This is a genomic window from Gemmobacter serpentinus, from assembly GCF_008973825.1.
Classification (GTDB): Bacteria; Pseudomonadota; Alphaproteobacteria; order Rhodobacterales; family Rhodobacteraceae; genus Gemmobacter; species Gemmobacter serpentinus.
In genome coordinates, this window is the sequence record NZ_WCHR01000021.1 from 24177 (window position 1) to 41446 (window position 17270).

16 protein-coding genes are annotated in these 17270 nt (G+C 65.2%); 9 read left to right on the forward strand and 7 right to left on the reverse strand.

Annotated features, from left to right (window positions below; translation table 11 throughout):
- Positions 1-67 precede the first annotated feature (67 nt).
- Positions 68-2737, reverse strand: a complete 2670-nt coding sequence (topA, locus tag GBJ34_RS14245; RefSeq protein WP_151719890.1) for a type I DNA topoisomerase — start codon at positions 2735-2737, stop codon at positions 68-70.
- 184 nt (positions 2738-2921) lie between these two features.
- Here topA and GBJ34_RS14250 point away from each other — a divergent pair, with 184 nt between their 5' ends.
- Positions 2922-3374 carry a hypothetical protein gene (locus GBJ34_RS14250; protein WP_151719891.1) on the forward strand — a complete coding sequence of 151 codons (453 nt, stop codon included), beginning with the start codon at positions 2922-2924 and terminating at the stop codon, positions 3372-3374.
- 302 nt (positions 3375-3676) lie between these two features.
- Here GBJ34_RS14250 and dprA read toward each other — a convergent pair whose 3' ends face one another.
- Positions 3677-4861 carry a DNA-processing protein DprA gene (dprA, locus tag GBJ34_RS14255; protein ID WP_151719892.1) on the reverse strand — a complete coding sequence of 395 codons (1185 nt, stop codon included), beginning with the start codon at positions 4859-4861 and terminating at the stop codon, positions 3677-3679.
- Between the two features lie 149 nt (positions 4862-5010).
- Here dprA and GBJ34_RS14260 point away from each other — a divergent pair, with 149 nt between their 5' ends.
- From GBJ34_RS14260 to GBJ34_RS14280, 5 genes are all read left to right on the forward strand, one after another.
- Positions 5011-6036 carry a GlxA family transcriptional regulator gene (locus tag GBJ34_RS14260; RefSeq protein WP_151719893.1) on the forward strand — a complete coding sequence of 342 codons (1026 nt, stop codon included), beginning with the start codon at positions 5011-5013 and terminating at the stop codon, positions 6034-6036.
- 158 nt (positions 6037-6194) lie between these two features.
- Entirely contained in the window at positions 6195-7472 is a 1278-nt protein-coding gene (locus GBJ34_RS14265) for a 4-aminobutyrate--2-oxoglutarate transaminase (protein WP_151719894.1), read from the forward strand.
- A gap of 296 nt (positions 7473-7768) precedes the next feature.
- Positions 7769-8521, forward strand: coding sequence for an energy-coupling factor ABC transporter ATP-binding protein (locus GBJ34_RS14270; protein WP_151719895.1), 753 nt, complete (start codon positions 7769-7771; stop codon positions 8519-8521).
- Entirely contained in the window at positions 8496-9092 is a 597-nt protein-coding gene (locus tag GBJ34_RS14275) for an energy-coupling factor transporter transmembrane component T family protein (protein ID WP_151719896.1), read from the forward strand. Before GBJ34_RS14270 ends, GBJ34_RS14275 begins: the two co-directional genes overlap by 26 nt.
- A gap of 57 nt (positions 9093-9149) precedes the next feature.
- Positions 9150-9692, forward strand: a complete 543-nt coding sequence (locus GBJ34_RS14280; RefSeq protein WP_151719897.1) for a biotin transporter BioY — start codon at positions 9150-9152, stop codon at positions 9690-9692.
- A 136-nt stretch (positions 9693-9828) separates the two neighbouring features.
- On the opposite strand, the gene GBJ34_RS14285 is transcribed toward GBJ34_RS14280, so the two are convergent.
- From GBJ34_RS14285 to aroQ, 3 genes are read right to left on the reverse strand one after another with little or no spacing between them, the layout of a single operon-like run.
- Positions 9829-10920 carry an acetyl-CoA C-acyltransferase gene (locus GBJ34_RS14285; protein ID WP_151719898.1) on the reverse strand — a complete coding sequence of 364 codons (1092 nt, stop codon included), beginning with the start codon at positions 10918-10920 and terminating at the stop codon, positions 9829-9831.
- Positions 10917-12059, reverse strand: a complete 1143-nt coding sequence (locus GBJ34_RS14290) for an AMP-binding protein (protein ID WP_151719899.1) — start codon at positions 12057-12059, stop codon at positions 10917-10919. Before GBJ34_RS14290 ends, GBJ34_RS14285 begins: the two co-directional genes overlap by 4 nt.
- Positions 12059-12499: a type II 3-dehydroquinate dehydratase gene (gene aroQ, locus GBJ34_RS14295; protein WP_151719900.1), complete on the reverse strand. Its 441-nt coding sequence runs from the start codon at positions 12497-12499 to the stop codon at positions 12059-12061. Before aroQ ends, GBJ34_RS14290 begins: the two co-directional genes overlap by 1 nt.
- A gap of 267 nt (positions 12500-12766) precedes the next feature.
- Between aroQ and GBJ34_RS14300 the strand changes: the two genes are divergently transcribed.
- From GBJ34_RS14300 to msrQ, 3 genes are all read left to right on the forward strand, one after another.
- Positions 12767-13621: an asparaginase domain-containing protein gene (locus tag GBJ34_RS14300; protein ID WP_151719901.1), complete on the forward strand. Its 855-nt coding sequence runs from the start codon at positions 12767-12769 to the stop codon at positions 13619-13621.
- Between the two features lie 227 nt (positions 13622-13848).
- The gene (gene msrP, locus GBJ34_RS14305) at positions 13849-14781 is read left to right on the forward strand and encodes a protein-methionine-sulfoxide reductase catalytic subunit MsrP (protein ID WP_151719902.1); all 933 of its coding nucleotides are present in this window, start codon (positions 13849-13851) and stop codon (positions 14779-14781) included.
- The gene (gene msrQ, locus GBJ34_RS14310) at positions 14781-15410 is read left to right on the forward strand and encodes a protein-methionine-sulfoxide reductase heme-binding subunit MsrQ (protein ID WP_151719903.1); all 630 of its coding nucleotides are present in this window, start codon (positions 14781-14783) and stop codon (positions 15408-15410) included. The genes msrP and msrQ overlap by 1 nt, the downstream gene beginning before the upstream one ends.
- On the opposite strand, the gene GBJ34_RS14315 is transcribed toward msrQ, so the two are convergent.
- Both GBJ34_RS14315 and metF read right to left on the reverse strand, forming a co-directional pair.
- On the reverse strand, positions 15328-16221 hold the full coding sequence (locus GBJ34_RS14315) for a fatty acid desaturase (RefSeq protein ID WP_151719904.1): 894 nt from the start codon (positions 16219-16221) through the stop codon (positions 15328-15330). The two genes, msrQ and GBJ34_RS14315, sit on opposite strands and share 83 nt — an antisense overlap.
- 146 nt (positions 16222-16367) lie before the next feature.
- Positions 16368-17237 carry a methylenetetrahydrofolate reductase [NAD(P)H] gene (gene metF, locus GBJ34_RS14320; RefSeq protein ID WP_151719905.1) on the reverse strand — a complete coding sequence of 290 codons (870 nt, stop codon included), beginning with the start codon at positions 17235-17237 and terminating at the stop codon, positions 16368-16370.
- Positions 17238-17270 lie beyond the last annotated feature (33 nt).

Here is a 17270-nt window from a genome sequence, read left to right on the forward strand (position 1 = left end):
CCCCCCGAGGATATTTGAAGACAGAAAATTTAGCCGCCAGGCGTCGCGCCTGTCAGGCGGTGGTGGATCACTCCACCACGTCGCCTTCTGCCTCGGCTGCGGGCTTTTTCGCCGCAGTTTTCTTGACGGCAGATTTCTTGACCCCATCCGCTGCGGCTTTCGCGGCAGGTTTCTTGGCGGCGACCTTTTTCGCAGGCGCTTTTTTCACGGGCTCCGCCGCATCGGCCTTCGGCTTTGCTGCGGCCTTGCGGGCCGGCTTCTTGCCCGACTTCCCGGCCTTTTCGGCGATCAGCGCCAGCGCCTGTTCCAGCGTCACCGTCTCCGGCGTCACCTCTTTGGGCAAGGTGGCATTCACCTTTTCCCATTTGACATAGGGCCCATAGCGCCCCGGCATGACCGAGATCGCGCCGCCATCGGGGTGATCGCCCAATTCGCGCAAGGGCTGTGCCGCAGCCCCCCGCCCGGCACCCCGGCTGGCTTTCAGCGCCAGAACCTCGACCGCGCGATTCATGCCGATGGTGAAGACCTCTTCGACATCCGGCAGGTTGGCATAGACTTTGTCATGCTTCACATAGGGACCAAAGCGGCCAATCCCGGCCTCGACCAGCACCCCGTCTTCGGGGTGTGGCCCGATGGCGCGCGGCAGGTTCAGCAGAAGCAAAGCCCGTTCCAGATCGATGCTTTCCGGCGACCATCCTTTCGGCAGGCTGGCGCGCGGCGGCTTCGGGGTTTCCTCCGTCACCTCACCCTTCTGCACATAGGGGCCAAAGCGCCCGGCGCGCAGGCTGACCGGCAGCCCATCGACATCCTGGCCCAGAATCTTGCCATCCGGGCTGATCGCGCCGCTGTCATCGCCGACCGAAATCGGCCGGGTGTAGCGGCATTCCGGGTAATTTCCACAGCCAATGAAGGCCCCACCCGAACGCGCGGTCTTCAGATGCAGGCGGCCATTGCCGCAGGTCGGGCAGGCACGCGGATCCCCACCATCGGCGCGCGGCGGATAAAGATGCGGGCTGAGAAAATCGTCGATCTTGTCGAGCACCTCCGAGATGCGCAGATCCGAGGTTTCCGACACAGCCGCCGAGAAATCGCGCCAGAACCGTGCCAGCACTTCCTTGTAATCGCGCTCCCCGGCGGAGACGTCATCGAGTTCGCCTTCCAGTTCCGCCGTGAAATCATATTCCACATATTTGCGGAAAAAGTTGGTAAGGAAAGCAGTTACGAGGCGACCTTTATCTTCCGGGATCAGGCGGTTCTTGTCGCGGCGCACATATTCACGGTCCTGGATCGTGGTCAGGATCGAGGCATAGGTGGAGGGGCGCCCGATGCCCAGCTCTTCCATCCGCTTCACCAGCGTGGCCTCGGTATAGCGCGGCGGCGGCTGGGTGAAATGCTGCTCCGGCGTCACCGACTGGCGGTCGAGCGCGTCATTCTGCATGATCTGCGGCAGGCGGCCCTCATCATCGCCATCCTCGTCACGGCCCTCGTCATAGACCTTGAGGAAGCCGTCGAACAGCATGACCTGCCCGGTCGCGCGCAGCCCCACCTGCCCATCGGGCGAAGTGACCTCGACCGAAGTGCGCTCCAGCCGCGCGGCCGCCATCTGGCTGGCAATCGTGCGCTTCCAGATCAGATCATAGAGCTTGCGCTGATCGGCCTCGGCCAGTGACAGGCTTTCGGGCCGCGCCGCCATGTCGGTCGGGCGAATACATTCATGCGCCTCCTGCGCATTCTTGGCCTTGTTCTTGTAGATGCGCGGGGCGTCGGGCAGGTAATCGGCCCCGAACATTGACCGGATCGCCTCCCGCGCAGCGGTCACCGCCTCAGGTGCCATGTCGATGCCATCGGTCCGCATATAGGTGATATGGCCGGCCTCATAAAGCCGCTGCGCCGCCGACATCGTGGCCTTGGCGCCCATGCCGAATTTGCGGCTGGCCTCTTGCTGCAGGGTAGAGGTCATAAAGGGCGCGAACGGGTTGCGACTGGCAGGCTTTTTCTCGACCGCCTCGACCCGGAATGTTCGATTTTGAATGGCGGCCACGGCAAGATCGGCGGCCTCAGCCGTCGGAATGTCGAATTTGTCCAGCTTCTTGCCGCCAAGCAAAACAAGGCGCGCCTCGAATTCCTGACCGCGGGGCGTCTTGAACGCAGCCCCGACCGACCAATATTCCCGCGCACGAAACGCCTCGATCTCCATTTCGCGCTCAACGATCAGACGCAGGCAGACGGATTGCACCCGGCCCGCCGATTTCGCCCCCGGCAGCTTGCGCCACAGCACTGGCGACAGCGTGAAGCCCACCAGATAATCCAGCGCACGCCGCGCCAGATAGGCATCGACCAGCGCCACATCGACATCGCGCGGGTTCTTCATCGCCTGCGTCACCGCATCCTTGGTGATCGCGTTGAAGGTGACGCGGCTGACCTTCTTGCCCTTCTTCAAGCTCGGGGCCAGCGCCTCTTGCAAGTGCCACGAAATCGCCTCGCCCTCGCGATCAGGGTCGGTGGCAAGGATCAGCGTGTCATCGGTTTTCAGGGCCTCGGCAATGGCGCGGACATGCTTCTTGCTGTCAGCCGCCACCTCCCATTTCATGTCGAAATCATGTTCGGGATCGACCGATCCATCCTTCGGCGGCAGGTCACGGACATGGCCATAGGAGGCCAGAACCGTATAGTCGGAGCCAAGATATTTGTTGATTGTCTTGGCCTTGGCCGGAGACTCGACGACGACAACTGCCATGAATACCTCTTGCGCCCAGCCCGTGCTGGGCGCCGAAAAGATGTGTGCGACCCCGCCCCCATGTCAAGGCGGGGGGCATTCGTCAAGCCCGGACAGGGGGAGGCGGGGCTTTGACGCAGGGGGAAAAACCGGCCAATGTGCTGCATCTTTGCTGCCCCCCACCCCAAGGTATGCCATGCACCAAATGCTGATCCCCCTGATCGTTCTGGTGCTGAGCGCGCCCGCCGCCCTGGGATTTGAACGCCCTGAACGCGGCTCGGCCGAGCGCAAGGCGATGCTGGATGCGATCCGCCCGATTGCGGAATGGAACCTTGGCCCGCCGGTCGAATTCGTCGTGCAGGATCTCATGGTGGAGGGCAGCTATGGTTGGGCAAGCCTGCTGGCGCAACGCCCGGGCGGTGCCGCCATCGCGCTGGATCAAGCCCCGATGGTGGCGCGTGACGACATGGCCGAGGATCTGATTGATCGGGTGGATGGCCATCCGACATTGCAGGTGATGCTGCAGAAATCCGGCGAGACATGGGTTGCGGTAAACTGGGCAATTGGTGCCACCGATGTCTGGTATGCGGGCGAGCCCTATTGCGCGCAATGGGGCTGGGCGATCCGGGCAGTAACCGGACCGGGCCCCTGCCCTTGATCCGAGGCCTGGCTTGGCGCCAGATCAAGGGCCATAGCCCAAGGCCCCTTTCTGCCGCGTGCCTTGCCTGCGACATCCGGCTGCGGGCTCTATCATACCGTCTTTCATCGAAGCCATCAGGAATGGAGTCACCTTTCCAAGCATTGCCTACAACGCCACATCGATGTGCAGGTCCGAGGTCACCTCGATATCGATGCGCATTTCCTTCCTTTAGGGCTGTGACAAAGACGTGTTCTGATATTGCTGCGGACCAGAAATGCCGGGTTCCCGACCGCCGCTTGAGTTGATCCCGGCACAGAGCTTCATCCACGGCTCAGCAATCCGCCGGGCTGGCGACGCAACTCTCCCTCCAGTTCCAGCTGCAGGATCTGCGGCAAGACCTCCTGTGCGGGCACATCCAGATCCCGGATCAGTTGATCCTCGGCACCCGGGCTGGGCGACAGCCGATCCAAGATCAGCCGATGCAAGGCCGCAATCTCCCGCAAGGGCCTGCGCACCGGCGCAGGTCCCGGCAAGGTTCCGCCCGGCACGGAATGTGCCGCGAGATGGGCCGACATAGGGCGACCCGATGACGGGGACCGCGCCCCGGAAATCTGCCCGCCGACCGCTTCGATCACATCGGCGGCAGATCGCACCAATGTTGCGCCTTCGCGGATCAGCTGATTGCAGCCGGCGGCGCGGGCATCGAAGGGATGGCCCGGGACCGCGAACACCTCGCGCCCCTGATCGGCGGCCTCTTTCGCGGTGATGAGCGAGCCGCTGCGGCTTGCCGCCTCCACCACCACCAACGCGCGCGCGAGGCCGGATATGATGCGGTTGCGCAAGGGAAAATGGCGGGCCTGCGCCTCCAAGCCCGGGGGCTGTTCCGAAAGAAGACAGCCCTCCTCCGCGATGCGCTGCATCAGGGGGGCATTCTCGGGCGGGTAGACATGATCGACCCCCCCGGCCAGCACCGCAACCGTGCCCCCTGCCAGCGCACCTGAATGCGCCTCCGCATCGATGCCACGCGCAAGACCGGAGGCCACGACAAAGCCCGTTTCCGACAGCGATTCGGCCAGCCGCCGCGCCATGCGCAATCCAAGGCTTGAGGCATTGCGCGCCCCGACCAGCGCCACCATCGGCCGCGCCAGCAATTCCGCCCGCCCGCGCAGCCAAAGAACTGGCGGCGCATCCGAGATTTCCGCCAAAGCCTCGGGATAGCCCGCCTCGCCATGGCAGAGCATCCGCGCGCCAATGGCGGCAGCCGCCCGCATCTCGGCCATCACTACGCCTTCCGGGCAGGGTTCATAGCGATCAACCCCAGCCTTGCGGGCAATTTCCGGCAGGGCCTCCAGCGCCGCAATGGCGCTGCCATGTTCGGCGATCAGCCGGTGCCAGGTCGCAGGACCGACCCTGCGGGAACGAATGAGGCGCAGGGATGCCAGCCGATCCCGATCGCTGTGGGGTCGTTTGGGGTGTGGGGTGTCACGCACCGGCCCGGCAACCATCCTCTGCTCCTCATTCGCCGGGTCAGACTGCGCGATCACTGGTTAACAGGCAGTAAAGATTCGCCCGGCTCGCAGGAAAAATCACGCAGCACCGCCCTGTCCCGTTCAGCCCGCTTGCGGGCGCTTGCGCGGCGCGCTACGCCAAAGGGATGAAAGCACCGGCAGAACCCGAAGACAGTCGCAAGTTCGTGGCGCGTGGCGTGGCCCATGTGACGCTGCCCAAGGTCTCCGAACCTGTCTCGGTGACCTTCGTTCTTGTGCCGCAATTCACCATGCTGGCCTTCACTTCGGCCATCGAACCCCTGCGCGTGGCCAACCAGCTGACCGGGCAGATCCTGTTCCGCTGGCAGACCTTCTCCGAAGATGGCAAGCCCGTCACCTGTTCCAATGGCGTGCAGGTCATGACCGAAGGCACCCTGCCGGAAAGCCCGCCGCCCGGCTATGTGCTGGTCTGCGGCGGGGTGGAGCCGGAAACCCGGATCACGGCATCGCTGGCCGACTGGTTGCGCGGGCAATGGCGGCGCGGGCGCACGGTGGGCGGGCTTTGCACCGGGGCCTATGCCTTGGCGCGGGCCGGAATCCTCAAGGGGCGGCGTTTCACACTGCATTGGGAAAACCTCAGCGGGTTTTGCGAAACCTTCCCGGATCTGAACCCCGCCCGCCAGGTGTTCTGCATCGAGGACAGGATCGTGACCTGCGCGGGCGGCATGGCGGCCGCTGACCTCATGCTGAAGCTGATCCATGACCGTTATGGCGCGGGCTTGAGCCAGGAGGTCATGAATATGTGCCTGCTGACCCAGCGACGCACCGAAGAGGATGAACAGATCACCTCTCTGGCCGCACGCCTGGGCACGCGCAACGAAAAGCTGATCAAGGCCGTGGCCTTCCTTGAGGCGCGGATCGAGGAAGAGTTCGATCTCGATGCCTGCGCCGATCATCTGGGCGTGTCGCGGCGCCAGATCGAGCGGCTGTTCAACCGCTATCTCGGCGTCACGCCAGTGCGTTACATGAACGACCTGCGATTGCAGCACGGACGCGCCCTGCTGGCGGAAACCGATATGAGCGTGACCGAGGTGGCGGTCGCCTGCGGCTATGCCTCTTCGAGCCATTTCTCGAAGAGCTTTCGCAAGAAATACGGCGTCTCCCCCTATCGATTCTCGCATTTCGGGGCCTGATCGGGTTTTCGACGAAAACCCGCGGCCCTGCCTGTCGCCCCGGCGGCGTTTCCATGCGTTTTACGCATCATTGCATGTCGCAAATCAGGTTGCGGGGCTGCGGTATTTTGATCAAAATACCGCCGAACAGCCCGTGGCGGGCCTGAAAGGGACATAAGATGCAGAACAGCGATGTGGCAAAGCGGCGGGTCGATGCGGTGGCGCGCGGTGTGGGGATGCAGACCCAGATCTATGCCGACCGGGCGCTGAATTCCGAGATCTGGGATATCGAGGGCAACCGCTATATCGACTTTGCGGCAGGCATCGCGGTGGTCAATACCGGGCATTGCCACCCCAAGGTCATGGCCGCTGTGGCCGAACAGATGACGCGCTTCACCCATACCTGCCATCAGGTTCTGCCCTATGAGAACTATATCCGTCTGGCTGAACGTCTGAACGCCGCAGCCCCCGGCGATTTCGCCAAGAAAACCATCTTCGTCACCACCGGCGCCGAGGCGGTGGAAAACGCGGTGAAGATCGCCCGTATCCATACCGGCCGCAATGCGGTGATCGCCTTTGGGGGGGCCTTCCACGGCCGCACCTTCATGGGAATGACGCTGACAGGCAAGGTCGAGCCCTATAAGAAGGGCTTCGGCGCGATGATGCCCGATGTCTATCATGTGCCCTTCCCGCAGGATCTGCACGGCATCACCACCGCCGATGCGATGGCGGGGATCACCAAACTGTTCAAGGCAGATCTCGATCCCGCACGGGTGGCCGCGATCATCTTCGAACCCGTGCAGGGCGAAGGCGGCTTCTACCCGGCCCCGGCCGATCTGGTCCGCGCCATCCGCAAACTTTGTGACGAGCATGGCATCGTGATGATCGCCGATGAGGTGCAGACCGGCTTTGCCCGCACCGGCACCATGTTCGCGATGCATGGCTATGATGTGGTGGCCGATCTGACCACCATGGCCAAGGGCCTGGGTGGTGGCCTGCCGATCGCCGCCGTCTGCGGCCGGGCCGAGATCATGGATGCCGCCAATCCGGGCGGGCTGGGCGGCACCTATGGCGGCAACCCGCTGGGGGTGGCTGCGGCCCATGCCGTGCTGGATGTGATCGAGGAAGAGCAGCTTTGTGACCGCGCCAAGGAGCTTGGCTCGCGCCTGAAACAGCGGCTGGAGGCGATCCGCGCCACCACCCCCGAAATGGCCGAGATCCGCGGCCCGGGCTTCATGGTGGCGGTGGAATTCGCCAATCCGGGCAATAAGGCACCCGATGCCGATTTCACCAACCGGGTGAAGAACGAGGCGCAGAAACGCGGCCTCATCCTGCTGACCTGTGGTGTCTATGGCAATGTGGTGCGCTTCCTTGCCCCCATCACCATCCCCGATGCGATCTTCGCCGAAGCGATGGAGATTCTGGAAGCCGCGGTCGCCGCAGCCCGCCAGGGCTGAGCCTGAAACCAGCGGGGGCCAGCCCCCGCACCCCCGGAGTATTTGGGCAAGCTGCAAAGAGCAGGCCATCATCCGGCCACCAGGCTTGGCCCTGCCAGGTGGTTTTGCGGCTGCCGGGCCCGCGCTGCTTGATCGCTTTGCTGATTGCCCAAATACTCCGGGGGGATTGCCTGACCTCTGGTTCGGGCAATCCGGTCGACAGGGGGGCAGCGCCCCCCTTCGCGCCCCCTTCGCGCCCATGGCTTGCGCCCTGCTTGCGCACTTGCCGCAATGCAGCGCCGCGGCTATCAGATGGCATGGAGCGCGTAACCCTCGAAACCAGCATATCCCCAGCCGGCCTCACGCTGCGCGATGCAGGCTATGCCGTTGCAGGCAAAGCCATCCTGACCGGGATTGATCTGCATCTGACCGAGGCACGGATCGGGATTGTCGGGCGCAACGGCTCGGGCAAGAGCACGTTGTTGCGCCTGATGGCGGGGCTGATCCCCCCCACCGCGGGCGAGGTGCGCGTGACGGGCATTGATCCGTCGCGTGACCGCAAGGCCATGCTTTCGACGCTTGGGATCCTGTTCCAGAATCCCGACCACCAGATCATCTTCCCGACCGTGGAGGAGGAGCTGGCCTTCGGCTTGCGTCAGCAGGGACAAACGGGCGCAGAGGCCGCAACGCGGGTTCGGATGATGCTGGAAGCCGAGGCGCGTTTGCACTGGGCGCCGGTGCCGGTGGCCAGTCTGAGCCAGGGCCAGAAGCAATGGCTCTGCCTGATGGCCGTCCTGCTGATGCAGCCCGCGATCCTGCTGCTGGACGAGCCCTTTGCGGCGCTGGATCTGCCGACGCAGGCGCGGCTCACCCGGCGCATTGCCGGGCTTTCGCAGCAGGTGATCACCATCAGCCATGATCCGGCTTCGGTCACCGCCTGTGACCGGGTGATCTGGCTGGAGGGCGGGCGCATCCATGCAGATGGCGCACCTGAGGCGGTTCTGCCTGCTTTCCGGGCCGAGATGGCGCGACTGGGGGATCTGGATGCTGACACTCACCTCGCCGGTTGAAACCTGGCTGCATCGCTGGCCGGCGGGCGTCAAGCTGGCCATGGTGGCGCTTGGCACGGTGCTGATTTTTGCCATCAAGGACCCATGGATCATGGGGCTTGTGGTGGCCGCCTTGATGCTGGCATATCTGGCGCAGGGCGCACGCTTTGCCGCGCAAGGCTTGCGGCTTCTGCACCCGCTCTGGCCGTTTTTCCTGATCCTTGCGCTGTGGCATCTGTGGCTGGCGGAGCCGCGTCAGGGCCTGCTGCTGGCCGGGCGGATGCTGTCGGCGGTGGCGCTGGCCAATCTGGTGACCATGACCACCCGGCTCGATGCCATGCTTGCGGTGCTGGAGCGGCTTTTGGCGCCATTGGTCCATCTGGGGCTGCGCCCGCGTGTTCTTGCGCTGGCCATGGCGCTGGTGATCCGCTTCGTGCCGGTTCTGCTGGACAAGGCAGGTCAATTGCGGCAGGCATGGCGGGCGCGCAGCCCCAGACGGGTAGGTGCCCAGATCGTCCTGCCTTTGGCCTTGGCCGCGCTGGACGATGCCGATCATGTGGCCGAGGCCCTGCGCGCGCGCGGCGGTCTTTAGCAATGCCGAGACGAATTTAGCATTTCCCGCAAGAAATCAAGACTTTCAGGAGAGACGATGGAACGCAATCTGACCCATATCGCGCTGTTTGCCGCGCTGATCGCCGTGCTTGGCCTAGTGCCGAAGATCGACCTGGTGTCCGGCGTGCCGATCACCGCGCAATCGCTGGGCATCATGTTGTGCGGCACGGTGCTGGGGGCCAAACGCGGCGCGCTGGCGGTCTTGCTGTTCCTCGCACTGGTTGCGGCCGGTCTGCCGCTGCTGGCGGGCGGACGCGGGGGCCTGGGCGTCTTTGCCTCGCCCACCGTCGGCTACCTGGTGGGTTTCCCGCTGGCGGCCTTCACCGCCGGTCTGGTGGTGGAGCGCTGGCGCATCTCCATCGGAGTCGCGGCCTTCGCAGGTGCCGTCCTCGGCGGCATTGTCGTCATGCATCTCTGCGGCATCCTTGGCATGGCCGCGATCCTTGGCAAGAGCCTGCCCGAAGCGGCGATGCTGGCCCTGCCCTTCTTGGCCGGTGATTTGCTGAAATCCGGCCTTGCTGCCGGGATCACCCAGGGTCTGGCCCGGATGCGCCCCGCCTCGGTCCTGTCACGGGCCTGAGATCCTCCGGGTGTGACCATTAGCGGCCCCCTTCGCGGGGCCGCCTTGCATTGCCACACTGCGTTCTGGCCAGTCTTTGTAGGTGGCCTGTCTTTCTCCTTGGCCCGTCTTTCTCGCTGTCAGATCGCTGCCGGCATCAGGCCCGGCCTTGCAGGATCAGCGCCGCGCCGACACCCCCCGCCGCCGCGATGGCCGCAAGGCCCGGCCCGGCCTCCAGATCATGAAACAGCCGCGCGGCAAGGATCGCGCCGGAGGCACCGATGGGATGGCCGCGCGCCAGCGCCCCGCCTTTCAGGTTCACCCGATCCTCGGACAAGGCGCAGGCGTCGAGACAGGCCAGCGCCTGCACCGCATAGGCCTCCATCATCTCGATCCGTTCCAGACCTGCGGGTTGCAGTCCGGCATCCGACAGGGCCGCATGGATGGCCGGCACTGGCGACAGGCCCGGCGCATCGGGCCGGGAACCAAGGGTGCGGGCCGCAAGGATACGGGCGGCGCGACCGGCCTTGGCGGCCCGGCTTGCAGTGGTGACCAGCACGAAGGCACTGGCATCGGCCGCGACAGCCGTCGTGGCCGATGTGATATCCCCTGTCAGAACCGGGGCGCGCGCCAGCAGCCGGGGCGACAGCGCACGGGCAAAGCCATCGCGCCCCTGCCCGGCCAGGCCCACGATCTCCGGCTGGTCCGCGGCCAGGGCCAATCGATGAGAGCGCGTGGCCCAGGCCTCTTGCCGGGCCCGGCTGATGCCCAGTCGCGCCGCCAGATCGGCAGCGGCCTGCGTCATGTCCGGGTCACGGTCGGGCCAGGGCGTGAAGGGCGGCGCATCATAGGGCTGCGGGTCCAGCCCCGGCATCTGCGCCAAGCGCAACGGGCGGCGGGAATAGCTTTCCGCCCCCCCGGCCAGCACCACCTCGGCCTGACCGGCGGCGACCATGGCGGCGGCCAGCCGGATCGCATCCAGCCCGCCCGCGCATTGCCGGTCGATCGACAGCCCCCCGACGCGGTCGGGCAGTCCCGCCGCCAATGCCGCCAGCCGCGCCGGATTGCCGCCCGCGCCAAGCGCGTTGGACAGGATCAGCTCATCCACCGCATCCGCCGCAAGACCGGCATCCGCGAGAACGGCCGCGATGACCGGGGCCGCCAGTTCATGCGGCGCAAGCTCCGCAAAGGCCCCGCCCCGCGGCATGACCGGGCTGCGCCGCGCGGCGATGATCCAGACCCCACTCATGTCAGACGGGCCTGAAGCGCCGTGAGATCGGTCTTGCCCGAGGGCAGCACCGGCCATTCGGCGCAGAGATGCAAGCGGCGCGGTGCCTTCAATGGCCCAAAGGACTGGCGCAGCGCCGTCAGTAGCGCCGCCTCGTCAATCGCGCCTTGATAGCAGGCAACCAGAACCGCACCACGCCGCGCATCCGGCTGCGCCAGCACCGCACCCGCGCGGATGCCGGGCCATGCCAGCAAAACGGCCTCGATTTCCTCGGGTTGCACGGTCTGGTCGGCGATCTTCACCTGCCGCCCAATGCGACCATCAAGCCAGAGGAACCCATCCTCCAGCCGCCCGGCCTCGCCCGGAGACACCCAGCCATCCTGCCATAGCGCCGATCCGGGCGGGCCTGCATAGGATGCCGCAAGATAGGGCGAACGCACCCAGATCCGGCCCGCCGCATCGGTGCGGATCTCCGCTCCCGGATAGGGGCGCCCCACGCTGCCCCGGGGCGTGGCGGCATCGGAAATGGCGATGAAACTGGTCTCTGCCGCGCCGTAAAACTCATGCGCCATGGCATCGCTGCGGCCCGACAGCGCCGCGCGCAACCCCGGATCCAGCCGCGCCCCACCGATCACCACATGCCGCAGATCGGGCCAATCCTGTCCGGCCTCGATCAGCGCGCGTAACTGTGCGGGCGTGGCATAAAGCAGGCGGATGCGGCGATCCGCCAAGGCGCGGGCCTGACGGTCCGGGCGCAGGCCCGCCAGATGATGCAGCTCGGCCCCCAGATGCAGGGCCTCCACCGCACCATAGAGCGCCAGCGAATGCACCAGATCACCGAGAGTCGCGACCGCGCTGCCCGGTTCAATGCCGAACAGACCCGCATTGACGGCGAAACTGGCGATCCAGCTTTGCTGGCTGCGTCGAATGCGGCGGGGCGTGCCGCTGCTGCCGCCTGTCAGGGTCTCGAACATGCCCTCGCCCTCAGGCGCAGGTCCATCACCGCCAATGCGGAAGGCAGGCGCGCCAAGTGCCGTCTGCAAGGCAAGGGCTGCTGGCCGATCCTGCAAAGCGCAAGGTGCGGCGGCGGGCTTGCCCGCCTGGTGCCACAGCCCCGCCGCGTCGCAAAGCCGCGCCTGCCCATGCCATCGAAACCGCATCAGCCGCGCAGCACCGAGACCGCACGCCGCAGCGCCAGCAGATAGCCTTCGGTGCCGCAGCCCGCGATCACCCCGTCGGCACGCAGGCTGACATAGGAATGGTGGCGGAAACCCTCGCGTTTGTGGACATTAGAGATATGCACCTCGAAGACCGGACCCTCAAAGGTGTTCAGCGCATCCAGAATGGCAACCGAAGTATGGGTATAGGCGGCGGGGTTGATGACGATGGCCGCAGCCTCCAGCCGGGCCAAATGGATCATCTCGACAATCTCCCCCTCGTGGTTCGATTGCTTGAAGGCCACGCTCACCCCCAGCTCGCTGGCAAGGGCTGCGCAGCGCGCGGCCACATCGGCCAGCGTCTCGTGCCCGTAAATCTCGGGCTGGCGCAGACCCAGCAGGTTGAGATTGGGGCCATTCAGGATATGGATCGGTTTCATCATCTGCCTTTTCGTTTTGCGGGCGAGATTAGCCGGAGTGGCGGTGGCTGGCCAGAGTTCTGGCCAATGCCACGCCTCTGGTAAAGGATGGACCGGGGCGCGGCCCCGGATGCCGGGATATTCATGGGCAGAAAATGGTAAGAACTGCGGTGTTGTTTCAGGGCATGTGGCATGGCAGGAGGGACGCGACGGGGGCCCCCGGAACGCGGGCGCAAAGCCTTGGACAAAAGATCAAGGACGGGGGCCAGGACTGAATGGGGGGAAACGGCGATGACACTGCTTTTGATCCATAGCGGCGGCACCATTGGCATGGGACCGGGGCCGGAGGGCCTGATGCCGGTGCCCGGCAAGCTGGAGGCGGCGGTTGCGGCGCGGTTGGCACCGGGCGGCCGGCTGGAAACCCATGCCTTTGACCCGCTGCTGGACAGTGCCGATGTGGGCCCTGCACATTGGAACCTGTTTCTGGATCTGATCGCCGCGCATCCCGGCGCAGATGTGATCCTGACCCATGGCACCGATACCATGGCGTTCACCGGCGCGGCCTTGTCGCAGGCCCTGGCGGGCAGCGGACGGCGCGTGGTGCTATGCGGGTCAATGCAGCCGCTTGGCATGGGCGGGGATGGCGAGGCCAATCTGGATCTGGCCTTGCAAGCCGCGCGCGAGGCGGACCCCGGTGTCTGGCTGGCCTTTGCCGGGCGGCTCTTGCCGGCGGACGGGCTGGTCAAGACCGACAGCCATGCGGCAGGTGCCTTTACCGCTGTGCCGCAGCCCCCCGCCTGGCCGCGCGCAAACCCGCGCTTCGGTGCGGCGCGTGTCGCGGTGCTGACGCTGAGCCCCGGCCTGCCCGTCGGCGCGCTGCGTGCCATGCTCGCGGAGCTGGACGGGGCGGTTCTGCGGGTTTTCGGGGCCGGCACGATGATGGCGGAGCCTGCACTGTTGCAGGTATTGGCCGAGGCGGTGCAGCGCGGAACCCGCATCCGCGCCGTCAGCCAATGCCTGCAAGGCGGGCTGGAGCCCGGTGCCTATGCGGCAGGCGCGGGCCTTTGGGCGACGGGTGTCGCCAATGGCGGACTTGAGACCGCCGAGGCCGCATTGATCCGGCTCTGGCTGGATCTTTCCGCCTGATCCCCGTCCGAACACTCAAATCGTCTTGGCGCCAAGGGCGAAAGGCCAGGCCTCTGCGCATCATTCCGACCATCCGCCATCCCGCCCGCCCTTCACTCTCACCCGCACAAACCCTGACCACTGCGTCCCGGCTCGAAATCCCGGCCACGCGGAGTTGAAGTGTGAGGCCCTTGCCGGATCGTCGCGCCGGGCGCATCCTTGGCGTCAGTTGCAAGGGAGAGCAGGCGATGGCGGAACGCTGGAATACCGGGCTGCGTTGGTCGGATGTCACACCACGCGCGGCCTTTCTGGACCGCCGCCGTTTTCTGGCCACCGCCGGGCTGGGCATTGGCACATTGGCCTTTGCGGGCATTGCGGGCGCGAAGATCGCGGCCACACCCAGCCCCTATTCGACCGATGAGGCTCCCAACAGCCTTGAGGACATCACCGGCTATAACAACTTCTACGAATTCGGCTTCGACAAATCCGATCCGGCCCGCCATGCCGGGGCCATGACCACCGCGCCCTGGTCGGTGCGGGTCGAGGGGCTGGTCGACCGGCCCGGCGATTACGCGCCTGACGATCTGCTGAAAGGCATCGCGCTGGAGGAACGCATTTACCGTTTCCGCTGTGTCGAGGCCTGGTCGATGGTCATCCCCTGGATCGGTGTGCCGCTGGCCTCGGTGCTGGCGCGCGTTGGCGTCCAACCGGGCGCGCGCTATGTGCGCTTTGAAAGCCTGGCCCGCGCCGATGAGATGCCCGGCGTGGCCGCAGGATTGCTGGATTTCCCCTATCGCGAGGGGCTGCGCATCGATGAAGCAATGCATCCGTTGACCCTGCTTGCGACCGGGCTTTATGGCGAGGCGATGCCCAAGCAGAACGGGGCGCCGATCCGGCTGGTGGTGCCGTGGAAATACGGCTTCAAATCCGCCAAAAGCCTTGTGAAAATCAGCCTGACCAATGAGCAGCCGGTCAGCACCTGGCAGATGCTGCAACCCAAGGAATACGGCTTTTATGCCAATGTGAACCCGGAGGTGGATCACCCGCGCTGGTCGCAGGCGTCGGAGCGGCGGATTGGCGGGGGCCTGTTTGCCAAGCGTGTCGATACGCTGAAATTCAATGGCTATGGCGATCTGGTGGCCGGGCTTTACGCCGGGCAGGATCTGGCGGTGGATTACTGATGGAGGCGCTGCATCGCGCGCTGCGCCCCGTTCGGCCATGGATGGTCTATGCGCTTGGCAGTCTGCCGCTGCTGATGCTGATCTGGCAGACCGTCAATGGGGCCTTGGGCGTCGATCCGGTCAAGACAATCGAGCACCGCTTGGGCGAGGTGGCATTGCAACTGATCGTGGCGGGGCTGTGCGTCACGCCGCTCAGGCGCTTTGTCGGGCTGAACCTGATGCGCTTTCGCCGTCAGATCGGGGTGTTGGCCTTTGTCTATGCGGGGCTGCATCTATTCGTCTGGGTGACGCTGGATCTGCAATTCCGCTGGTCCGAGATCGGCAATGATCTGGTGAAGCGCCCCTATATCATCCTCGGCATGGCCGCGTTCCTCATGCTGCTGCCACTTGCGCTGACATCGAACAACCTGTCGATCCGGCGCATGGGGGCGGCCGCATGGCAGCGGCTGCACCGGCTGGTCTATCCGGCCGCGCTGCTGGCGGCGGCGCATTTCATCTGGGTGATGAAGGCATGGGCGGCGGAACCCATGATCTATCTGGCGCTGATCACCGGACTTCTTGGCTTGCGCCTTGTGCCCCGGTCGCGGCCCGCACAGCGGGCGCGGGTGCCGGGTCCAGAACCTCGGTGACGGGCAGACGCGCGGCGGCATAACCCGGCACATCGCGGTCGAGCCGTTCCGCCAGATCCTTCAACCGGCTGACCGGCACCTTGGGAAACAGGTGATGTTCGCGGTGATAGAACATCTGATAGGCAAGCCAAGCCATCGGGCCGCGCTGGCTGCGCCCGGCAAGCCCGGTGCCGATGGTGCCCTGATGGGTGATCCAGACCGCAAAGAACGCCGTCATGCACTGGCCCAGCAGCATGAACAGCACATGCAATTGCAGCCCCCGCAGGCCGCTGGAAAGACATAGCGCGCCAAAGCCCGCAACCAGCAGCCAGTCGATCAGCAACCGCCTGCGCCAGACCGGACCGCCCTGCCGCCAGGCGGCAAGGTTCAGATCGACCGGAAAGCGCGGCCCGTAAAGCAGCACCTGCCATGCCGGCATGGTGGCGCAATGGCCTTCATGATCATCCGCGCCCAGCGTGTCCTTGTGGTGCTGCAAATGGCAAAAGGCATCGGCATGGTTCGATCCCATCATCAGCGCGCCAAGCCCATGCATCACCACATGGTCCCAGCGGCGCGCAAGGCCAAGATTGTTGTGGATCGCCTCATGGTTCAGGCGCAGACAGCAGAGGAAGAAGAAAAAGCTGGCAATCGGACCCAGAAACCACAGGCTGCCATTGTAAAGCCAGACCGACAGCAGAAGCCAGGGCAGCGGCAAGGCCAGCTCGATCAGGAATTGATAGCGCGGGATCGCGGTGAATTCCTGCCAGGCGAAATTGCGTGGCGCGCGCTCGATTTCAGGCGAAGGATGTGCTGCGGACGGGGCCGAAGGCATGGGTGGCACCTCACGATAAAACAAAGGTCTGAGATAAACCTTGAACCGAGCCTGCAACCGCGCCGCGCCCCGATGCAAATGAAAAGGCTGCGGCCAGAGGTCGCAGCCCGTTATTCCTCTGCCCTCTTCGCGCCAAGGCGATTGTTTCAGGCCACCTTGCCAAGCGCGGCAGACGCGCCCGCAACACCAAGCGCCGCGCAGACCTCGGCGGTCAGATGCGGGCGGTTCAGGGTGTAGAAATGCAGATCCTCCACCCCTTCCGTCATCAGCTTGCGGCAGAGATCGGTGCATAGCTCCACCGACACTTCGTCTTCGCGCCCGTCGCGGGCGGCGGCCTCAAAGGCCAGATCAAGCGCCGCGGGGATATTGGCACCGCAGCGCGCCGCAAATTTCTTCAGCCCCGAAAAGCTGGCAATCGGCAGGATACCCGGAATGACCGGCTGGGTGATGCCTTCCTTCGCGCAAAGATCACGGAAGCGCAGGAAGGTGTCGGCCTCGAAAAAGAACTGGGTCAGCGCGGCAGAGGCCCCGGCATCCATCTTGCGCTTCAGCCAGCGCACATCCTGCATCGTATCCTTGGCCTCGGGATGCGGCTCCGGGTAGGCCCCGACACGCAGGGTGAACTTGCCGGTCGCGGCCAGCGCCTCGATCAGCTCCACGCTATTGGCAAACCCATCGGCATGGGCCTTGAACCCGTCAGACCCCTTGGGCGCATCGCCGCGCAACGCCACGATATCGGTGACGCCGGCGCTCGCATAGGCCTCCGCAATCTCCAGCGTCTCGGCGCGGGTCGCATCGACGCAGGTGAGGTGGGCCGCCACCCGCAGCCCGGTATTCTTGCCGATGGTGGTCACCGCATCATGGGTCAGCTTGCGCGTGGTGCCGCCCGCCCCATAGGTGACCGAAACAAATTCCGGCTTCAGCGGCGCCAGCATATGCACCGTTTCCCACAGCTTGAACGACGCATCCAGCGTCTGCGGCGGGAAAAACTCGAAGGAGATGCGCGGTGCGGTCATGGATCGGATCCTGCTTTCTTTTGCCAAGACTTG

Bases quoted from the DNA above. Each gene is read 5' to 3' on its own strand.
- aroQ (WP_151719900.1), bottom strand. From the start codon at position 12,499: ATGATGAAACCGATCCATATCCTGAATGGCCCCAATCTCAACCTGCTG.
- msrP (WP_151719902.1), top strand. From the start codon at position 13,849: ATGGCGGAACGCTGGAATACCGGGCTGCGTTGGTCGGATGTCACACCA.
- msrQ (WP_151719903.1), top strand. From the start codon at position 14,781: ATGGAGGCGCTGCATCGCGCGCTGCGCCCCGTTCGGCCATGGATGGTC.
- GBJ34_RS14250 (WP_151719891.1), top strand. From the start codon at position 2,922: ATGCTGATCCCCCTGATCGTTCTGGTGCTGAGCGCGCCCGCCGCCCTG.
- GBJ34_RS14290 (WP_151719899.1), bottom strand. From the start codon at position 12,059: ATGCGGTTTCGATGGCATGGGCAGGCGCGGCTTTGCGACGCGGCGGGG.
- GBJ34_RS14280 (WP_151719897.1), top strand. From the start codon at position 9,150: ATGGAACGCAATCTGACCCATATCGCGCTGTTTGCCGCGCTGATCGCC.
- GBJ34_RS14315 (WP_151719904.1), bottom strand. From the start codon at position 16,221: ATGCCTTCGGCCCCGTCCGCAGCACATCCTTCGCCTGAAATCGAGCGC.
- GBJ34_RS14300 (WP_151719901.1), top strand. From the start codon at position 12,767: ATGACACTGCTTTTGATCCATAGCGGCGGCACCATTGGCATGGGACCG.
- topA (WP_151719890.1), bottom strand. From the start codon at position 2,737: ATGGCAGTTGTCGTCGTCGAGTCTCCGGCCAAGGCCAAGACAATCAAC.
- metF (WP_151719905.1), bottom strand. From the start codon at position 17,237: ATGACCGCACCGCGCATCTCCTTCGAGTTTTTCCCGCCGCAGACGCTG.
- GBJ34_RS14270 (WP_151719895.1), top strand. From the start codon at position 7,769: ATGGAGCGCGTAACCCTCGAAACCAGCATATCCCCAGCCGGCCTCACG.
- GBJ34_RS14265 (WP_151719894.1), top strand. From the start codon at position 6,195: ATGCAGAACAGCGATGTGGCAAAGCGGCGGGTCGATGCGGTGGCGCGC.
- GBJ34_RS14260 (WP_151719893.1), top strand. From the start codon at position 5,011: ATGAAAGCACCGGCAGAACCCGAAGACAGTCGCAAGTTCGTGGCGCGT.
- GBJ34_RS14275 (WP_151719896.1), top strand. From the start codon at position 8,496: ATGCTGACACTCACCTCGCCGGTTGAAACCTGGCTGCATCGCTGGCCG.
- dprA (WP_151719892.1), bottom strand. From the start codon at position 4,861: ATGGTTGCCGGGCCGGTGCGTGACACCCCACACCCCAAACGACCCCAC.
- GBJ34_RS14285 (WP_151719898.1), bottom strand. From the start codon at position 10,920: ATGAGTGGGGTCTGGATCATCGCCGCGCGGCGCAGCCCGGTCATGCCG.